Origin of the sequence: Kytococcus sp. HMSC28H12, from assembly GCF_001816045.1 — a bacterium.
Taxonomy (GTDB): Bacteria; Actinomycetota; Actinomycetes; order Actinomycetales; family Dermatophilaceae; genus Kytococcus; species Kytococcus schroeteri.
The window spans coordinates 1-7740 of the sequence record NZ_KV824261.1 but is presented as its reverse complement, the minus strand read 5'-3'; the positions used below and the strand labels follow the sequence as shown (position 1 = coordinate 7740).

At 72.6% G+C, this 7740-nt stretch carries 8 protein-coding genes; 1 reads left to right on the top strand and 7 read right to left on the bottom strand.

Annotated elements, in window-relative coordinates; genetic code table 11:
* On the bottom strand, positions 1-366 hold a 366-nt coding region (locus tag HMPREF3099_RS00460), incomplete at its 3' end, for a thermonuclease family protein (protein ID WP_237769679.1).
* Between the two features lie 25 nt (positions 367-391).
* Between HMPREF3099_RS00460 and HMPREF3099_RS00455 the strand changes: the two genes are divergently transcribed.
* Positions 392-739: a hypothetical protein gene (locus HMPREF3099_RS00455; protein WP_168168396.1), complete on the top strand. Its 348-nt coding sequence runs from the start codon at positions 392-394 to the stop codon at positions 737-739.
* Positions 740-1076: 337 nt separating this feature from the next.
* Here HMPREF3099_RS00455 and HMPREF3099_RS00450 read toward each other — a convergent pair whose 3' ends face one another.
* From HMPREF3099_RS00450 to dinB, 6 genes are all read right to left on the bottom strand, one after another.
* A complete protein-coding gene (locus tag HMPREF3099_RS00450) occupies positions 1077-2522 on the bottom strand; it encodes an APC family permease (protein WP_083323352.1) in 1446 nt (481 codons plus the stop codon).
* Between the two features lie 112 nt (positions 2523-2634).
* On the bottom strand, positions 2635-4767 hold the full coding sequence (locus HMPREF3099_RS00445; RefSeq protein ID WP_070703248.1) for a DNA gyrase/topoisomerase IV subunit B: 2133 nt from the start codon (positions 4765-4767) through the stop codon (positions 2635-2637).
* Between the two features lie 58 nt (positions 4768-4825).
* Positions 4826-5326: a DUF456 domain-containing protein gene (locus tag HMPREF3099_RS00440; protein ID WP_070703247.1), complete on the bottom strand. Its 501-nt coding sequence runs from the start codon at positions 5324-5326 to the stop codon at positions 4826-4828.
* Positions 5327-5331: 5 nt separating this feature from the next.
* Entirely contained in the window at positions 5332-5544 is a 213-nt protein-coding gene (locus tag HMPREF3099_RS00435) for a DUF7455 domain-containing protein (protein WP_070703246.1), read from the bottom strand.
* A gap of 116 nt (positions 5545-5660) precedes the next feature.
* Positions 5661-6353 carry a hypothetical protein gene (locus tag HMPREF3099_RS00430; protein ID WP_070703245.1) on the bottom strand — a complete coding sequence of 231 codons (693 nt, stop codon included), beginning with the start codon at positions 6351-6353 and terminating at the stop codon, positions 5661-5663.
* 92 nt (positions 6354-6445) lie between these two features.
* Entirely contained in the window at positions 6446-7615 is a 1170-nt protein-coding gene (dinB, locus tag HMPREF3099_RS00425; protein ID WP_070703244.1) for a DNA polymerase IV, read from the bottom strand.
* Positions 7616-7740: the final 125 nt, after the last annotated feature.

The following is a 7740-nucleotide window of genomic DNA, read 5'->3' as shown; positions in this document are numbered from 1 at the left end:
GGGGGCCGGAGCGGGGGCGGTGCAGCCGCTGCGCCCCCAGATGCCGAGCCGCTCGGCCTTGGCCGCCCGCTCGGCCGCCAGGTGGGCGGCACGGTTCTGGTACGGCTCGTCGTACAGGTACTCCGGAGCCAGGCCCTGGCGGATCATGCGCACGGCAGCGGAGTCTCCCCCGGCCATGCGGACGTGCCGCACCAGGCGTCCGTACCGGTCCCGGTTGTCCTGGGTGGGGTCGCGCTCCCGGGTGACGGTGGTGCCGGCGACCAGGTTCCGCAGGCCGGCGGACGCCTCGCGGAAGCCGCATTCGCCGATCTCCGGGGTGTCCAGGCCGATGACGCGCACCCGCTCCACCCCGGAGGCCAGACGCACGTCGAGGGTGTCACCGTCGACGACCTTGACCACCGGGCCCCGGGACGCCCCGGCAGCAGCGGGAGCAGCGGCAGCGGCGGCCACCGGGGTGGAGACCGCCGCGGGCGCCGCGGTGCGGGTGGCCGACGGTGTCGTCGTGGGGTCCGCCGCCGTGGCGGACGCCCGCTCCGTGGCCGCGCTGCTGGGTGCTGCCACGGTGGCCGTGGGCGTCGTCGACCCCTCGCTGGCCGAGGAGGCTGAGGAACCATCCGCGCTGCGCGCGGCATTCGTGCGCGTCGGGGACGCGCTCGACGCCGACGCCGTCGTCTCCACCCCGGAGCCGGCCCCCTGCTCGGCCGCCGCGGCCTTCGAGACGTCCCCGGTCTCGGTGTAGCGACCCTCGCTGCCCAGCGAGCCGACGTCGCAGCCGGACAGCGTCACGGCCAGCAGGAGGCCGGGGAGCAGCAGCGACGTGCGGCGGGCCCACCGCCTCGGACGGGAACCGGTCGTCTGGGCATGGTGGGGGGGCGTCAGCGGGCACGGCGCGTCCTCGGCATCGTCGGTGATGGGTCAAGAACTTGTACCACGGGGGCACCGTCGCGGGCGGGCGCCACGCGCAGGCGACCCATGGCGAGGACGCCGACGGGGGCCGCCCCGGGTGGGCGGCCCCCGTCACTGCACCACCGCATCGGCAGAACAGGGTGGTCGGCCCACGTGGGCCGACCGGCCGATCAGGTGAGGTCCTCCGGGTGACGCAGACGGGTCGGCTTGGCGTACAGCGCCCGGTTGAGGAACCAGGTCAGCGCCCACGCCACCACGGCGATGACGACCAACCACCCGGCGATGACGTACTGCTCGGTGTCACGACCGGTCCACGGACCCACCATGTAGGCACACGCGATGGCGCCCACCCACGGGATCCAGGTGGGGGCCTTGAAGTAGTCGTGGTCGATCTCGTGGTCCCGCTTGCGCAGCACGATGCAGGCGACGTTCACCAGGGCGAACACGGCCAGCAGCAGCAGCGCGGTGGTCCCGCCCAGAGCGGAGACCTTGCCGACGAAGGTGATCAGGCCGACGGCCAGCAGGGTGGTCACGATGATGGCAACCCACGGCGAACGACGGCCGCTGTGAACCAGCGCCAGCGGGCGCGGGAGGACGTCCTGCTTGGCCATGCCGTACAGCAGGCGGGAGGCCATGAGCATGTTGATGACCGCGGTGTTGGCCACGGCGAACATGGCGATGAACGGGTAGAAGGTGTCGATCGGCAGGTTCGGGGCGCCGGCCTGGACCACCTTGAGCAGCGGGGTGTCCCCCTCGCCCAGCTCACCCACCGGCACCAGGGCCACGGCGGTGACCGAGACCAGCACGTAGATCGCCGCGGTGATGACCAGACCGGTGAACATGATGCGCGGGAAGGTCTTGATCGGGTCCTTGGTCTCCTCGGCCATGTTCACCGAGTCCTCGAAGCCGACCATGGCGAAGAAGGCCAACGACGTGCCGGCGGTGACGGCGAGGAACGCGTTCTTGTCGCCGCTGGTCTCGAACATCATCGCGCGGGAGAAGTCGACCGGGGCGTCCGAGCCGCCCATGACAGCCCACAGGCCCACGAAGATCACCAGCAGCAGACCTGACAGCTCGACGCAGGTGAGCACCACGTTGAGCATGACCGACTCGGCCACGCCCCGGAAGTTGATGAGGGCCACCAGCAGCATGAAGGCCACGGCCAGCAGGAGCACCGGCAGGGAGTCCGAGGCCCAGTCCGCACCGAGGCCGGCCGAGAGGTTGGACGCGAAGGCCTTGGCTGCGGTGGAGGCCGAGGTGATGCCCGAGGCCATCACCAGGAAGGTCACCATGAAGGTGAGGAACTGGATGCCGAAGGCCTGGTGGATGAAGTTGGCCGCACCACCGGCGTGCGGGTACTTGGTGATGAGCTCGAGGTAGGCGAAGGCGGTGATGATGGCGATCGCGAAGGCGATGACGAACGGCACCCAGACCGCGCCGCCCACCTCGTGGGCCACCTTGCCGGTGATGGCGTAGATGCCGGTGCCCAGGATGTCACCGATGATGAACAGCAGCAGGAGCTTGGGGCCCAGGACCCGCTTCAGCTCGGGTTCGCCCCCGGAAGGGGCTGCCGAGCCGTCCGGGACCGGGGACGTCTGCGAGGTGGCGGTACTCATGGACCATATGGTGCGGCATCGCGTGTGACTGGCACCACGCCGACACGCATTTCGTTGCCAGAGCGAGACCTCCGGCCACCACCGGCCACTCGACGCGAGGTGGCCGGCCCCTTCAGGCGTCGATGCGCTCGGCGTCCAGCTGCGCGGCGTTGCTCACGATGAACTCCTTGCGCGGGGCCACCTCGTTGCCCATGAGCAGGGTGAAGATGCGCTCGCCGGCCTCCACGTCCGCCATCGTCACGCGGCGCAGGGTGCGGTGGGCCGGGTCCATGGTGGTCTCGGCCAGCTGGTCGGCGTCCATCTCGCCCAGGCCCTTGTAGCGCTGCAGCGGGTCCTTGAGCGTGCGCCCGTTCTTGCGCAGGCGCGCCAGCTCCCTGTGGAGCTGGGCCTCGGAGTAGGTGTACACGTAGTCGTTGGCCCTGCCTCGGTTCACCACCTCGATGCGGTGCAGCGGCGGCACCGCGGCGTAGACCCGCCCGGCGTCGACCAGGGGCCGCATGTAGCGGAAGAACAGGGTGAGCAGCAGGGTGCGGATGTGGGCGCCGTCCACGTCGGCGTCGGTCATGATGATGACCTTGCCGTAGCGGGAGGCCTCGAGGTCGAAGCTGCGGCCCGAGCCGGCCCCGATGCTCTGGATGATGGCCGCGCACTCCTCGTTGTTCAGCATGTCGGCCACCGAGGCCTTCTGCGTGTTGAGGATCTTGCCGCGGATGGGCAGCAGGGCCTGGAAGTCGCTCTGGCGCGCCAGCTTGGCGGTGCCCAGGGCCGAGTCGCCCTCCACGATGAACAGCTCGCTGCCCTCGGTGTCGGTGGACCGGCAGTCCACCAGCTTGGTGGGCAGCGAGGAGGTCTCCAGCGCGTTCTTGCGGCGCTGCGTCTCCTTGTGCATGCGCGCCGAGACGCGGGACCTCATCTCCGCGACGATCTTCTCCAGCACGGCCGCGGACTGTTGCTTCTGCCCGCGGGCGGTGCTCGTGAGCAGCGCCGTGAGTTCGGTCTCCACCACCTTGGACACGATGCTGCGCACTGCCGAGGTGCCCAGCACCTCCTTGGTCTGCCCCTCGAACTGCGGCTCGGCCAGACGCACGGTCACCCCCGCGGTGAGGCCCGCCAGCACGTCGTCCTTCTCGATCTTGTCCTTGCCCGGCTTGAGCTTGCGGGAGTTGGCCTCCACCTGCTTGCGCACCACCTTGAGCAGCGCGGCCTCGAAACCGGACACGTGGGTGCCGCCCTTGGGCGTGGCGATGATGTTGACGAACGAGCGCTCCACCGTGTCGTACCCGGTGCCCCAGCGCAGCGCGACGTCCACCTCGCAGTCGCGCTCCACCTCGGTGGGCACCATGTGGCCGGCGTCGTCGAGCACCGGCACGGTCTCGGTGAAGGTGCCGGTGCCCTGCAGGCGCCAGGTGTCGGTCACCGCCTCGTCGGCCGCCAGGTACTCGGCGAACTCGGTGATGCCCCCCTCGTGGAGGAAGGTCTCGGTGTGGGTGCCGTTCTCCCCCGGCGTGCCCGGGATGCGGCGCTTGTCGGTGATGCTGATGCGCAGGCCGGGCACCAGGAAGGAGGTCTGGCGGGCTCGGTCGGTGAGCTGCCGGTAGGAGAACTCCGCGTCGGCCAGGAAGATCTGCGGGTCGGCCCAGTAGCGCACGCGCGTGCCGGTGACGCCGCGCTTGACCGTGCCGACCTTCCGCAGCTCGCTGCCGGTGGTGAACGGTTCGAAGGTGCTGCTCGGCGAGGGGCCCGAGGCGTCGTCGGCGAAGACGCCCGGCTCACCGCGGCGGAAGCTCATGCCCCAGGTGGTGCCGGCGCGGTCCACCTGCACGTCCAGGCGGGAACTCAGGGCGTTGACCACGCTGGCACCCACGCCGTGCAGACCACCGGATGCGGTGTACGAGCCGCCGCCGAACTTCCCGCCGGCGTGCAACTTGGTGTAGACGAGCTCCACGCCCGTCAGGCCGGTGCGGGGCTCCACGTCCACCGGCACGCCACGGCCGTCGTCGGCCACCTCCACCGAGCCGTCGGCGTGGAGGGTGACGTCCACGCCGGTGGCGAAGCCGCCGAGGGCCTCGTCCACGGAGTTGTCGATGATCTCCCACAGGCAGTGCATGAGGCCCCGGGAGTCGGTGGAGCCGATGTACATGCCGGGCCGCTTGCGCACCGCCTCGAGGCCCTCGAGCACCTGGAGGTGCCGGGCGTCGTAGCCGGTGCTGCTGGTGGTCGAGGCCTTGGCAGTGCGGGGATTCACGGGGCCAAACCTAGGTGACGCCACCGACAGCCTCGTGAGGCGGTGGGGCGTGTCCGCCTCAGAACAGGGCGGGCAGCACCAGGCTCGCCAGCCAGGTGCCGGCGATGAGCATGCCGGCAAGCAGCTCGATGAGGATGCTGGTGCCCACGGCCTTGAGCGCGTGCAGGGTGGCCTGCCAGGGGGTGAGCCCACCGGACGAGCCGCGCAGGGCCTGGGCGAGGAAGACACCGCCCACGAAGCCCACGAACAGGCCCACGACGGGGATCACGAAGAAGCCCACGATGCCGCCGAGCACGCCGACCAGCAGCGTGGAGGTGCGGATGCCGGCGGCCTTCATGCGGCGGCCGGGCACCAGGTACTGCACCACCGTGGCGGTGCCGGCCAGCACGGTGGCGATGCCGAGCACCCACCACGCGGCGGTGGACTGGACCGCCAGCGCCCACACCAGGGTGGAGGCCCACACCACCACCAGGCCGGGCAGCACGAGCAGCGCGCTGCCGACGAGGCCGACCAGCATGGCGGCGCCGACGAGGACGGCGAGCAGGACGGTCCAGTCCATGGGCGTCAGCCGTGCAGCAGGTGCGTCTCGTCGAGCACCTCGACGTCCGCGCGGTCCTGCAGGGCGGGCAGGTGCTCCTGGCCGTGGTGGGCGCAGAAGTGCAGCGGGGAGCCGGCGAGGGTGACGCGCACGTAGGCGCGGGCGCCGCAGCGGTCGCAGCGGTCGGCGGCGGTCAGGACGGGGGCGACGGCAGTCTCCACGAGTACCTCCTGGGTCATGGCTGCTGTGTCAGCAGGTCGTTCCGGGTCCCCGGGTGCGGGGTCCGTGCCCGTGCCAACAGGGGGCGGGGCCGGGACGTTCCGGGTTTCGCCGTGGGCGCAATCGGCCGGGTGCGTCAGCGGCCGCGCTCGTCGCGCCGGGCGTCCCAGCGGCGCTCGAGCCGCTGCATGAAGGACCCCTGGGTGGCCCGGGCACGGCCGGGAGTGCCGGCACGGCCGCTGACAACGGACCCCCCGGCGCGACCGGGGAGACCGTCCACCCGGGACCCGGTGACCCGTCGGCCGCCGTCCCAGACGCTGCCCGGGCGGTCCCGCCCGAAGGGGTCGCGCCCGAGGAGGCCACGCGGCGCGCCCGGGTCGGGCCGCGCAGGGGCCTGACGGTGCTCCCCCCACGAGGAGCGGGAGGAGTTGCCGGGCATGCGCATCCACAGCGCGGCCGCGATGACGAGCAGCGCAAAACCCCCGACCCCCACCCACGGCAGCCGGGCCCAGGCGGCCAGTGCGTACAGCCCGATGGCCACGGCCACCACGAGCAGGCCCACCACCAGGCGTCCGGCACGGGAACGGCGACCGGTGGGGCGGGCGGAGGGGCCGTCGAGGGGGCGGGCACCGGTCGGCGGGGCGTCCTCGTCCAAGGGCGGGGCCGCCGCGGTGGCGCGACCGGCGAACACGGCGAACAGGTCGGCCTCGTGGGAGTCCCGGCGAGCGGTTCGCTCGACCTCGGGCATGTGGGAGTGGTCGCCGTCCTCCACCAGCAGGGACTGCTCCAGGGCGTCCAGTCGGCTCTGCTCGTCTTCCGACAGGGCCATCGGCCACCTCCAGCTCCGGTCCACGACCTCACGGATCCGTCGACGGCTCCCGACGCACGCCGCGGTCCGTCCAGTCTACGCATGCGCACGGCTCACCGACCGGCCCCGGAGAGCAGGCTGGCCGGCCGCACGATGCCGGCCCCGAACCGGGCACTGGCCCGGTCCACCGCCACGTCGGCCTCGCGCCACCCGACCTCCGGCTCGTCCAGCATCGCCTGCCGGGGGGTGCTCTCGGCGGGGGTGAGCCCGGAGAGCACCACCCGCACCATGCGCACGCGGGCACGCTGCAGGCCCAGGGACCGGAAGGCGACCAGGGCCGCCTCGTGCACCTCCCGGCTCACGTCGGTGGGGCGGCGCAGGGTGGTGGAGCGCTGCACGGTGGTGAAGTCCGCGAAGCGCACCGTCACCTGCACGGTGCGGCCCACCGACCCGGCCGCACGCGCCCGGGCGGCCACCCGGTCGGAGAGCAGCAGCAGCCGGGTCTCCACCTGGCGGGGGTCGTCGACGTCGTGGTCGAAGGTCTGGCCGTTGCCGATGGTCTTCTCGGCCACCACCGGGCGCACCCGGGCCGGGTCACGGCCCCACGCCCGCTCGGCCAGGGCGGCCCCGGCGTGGTGGCCGACGATCCGCTGGAGGGTGGGCACCGGCGTGTGGGCCACCTGCCCCACCGTGGTCAGACCGAACCGGGCCAGTTGCTCGGCGGTGCGCTCCCCCACGCCCCACAGCACGCCCACGTCCAGCGGGTGGAGGAAGGGCACGACCTCGGCCGGGGTGACCTCGCGGACACCGTCCGGCTTGGCCTGGCCGGAGGCCACCTTGGCCACGAAGGGGTTGGGGCCGATGCCGACCGAGCAGGTGATCTGCTGCTCGGCGAGCACGGTGCGGCGGATCCACTCGGCCACCTGCTGGGGCGTCCCCCACCGACGGGCGGTGCCACCGAGGTCGAGGAAGGCCTCGTCCACCGAGGTGGGCTGCACCGTGTGGGTGACCTGGCGGAAGACCTCCATGACCGCCTCCGAGACCGCCGCGTACCGCTCGTGGTCGGGGCGCACCACGGTGGCCTGCGGGCACAGCCGCCGGGCCCGGGCCATGGGCATGGCCGAGCGGACCCCGAAGGCCCGCGCCTCGTAGGTGGCCGAGAGCACCACCGACCGGTGGCCGCCACCCACCACCACGGGGTGGCCCCGCAGCTCGGGGCGGTCCACCAGGGCCACCGAGGCGTAGAAGGCGTCCATGTCCACGTGCAGCACCGCGCTCACCATCCCGAGCTCCCCGGGGAGCTGTGCCAGAGCTTGCGCGAGGGCATCCCGCCCGTCCCCGGCGCACCGGCGCGACCGGTCCGACCCGCCCCGGGCGCTCCTGCGGCCAGGCCCCCGACCGCGGGCCC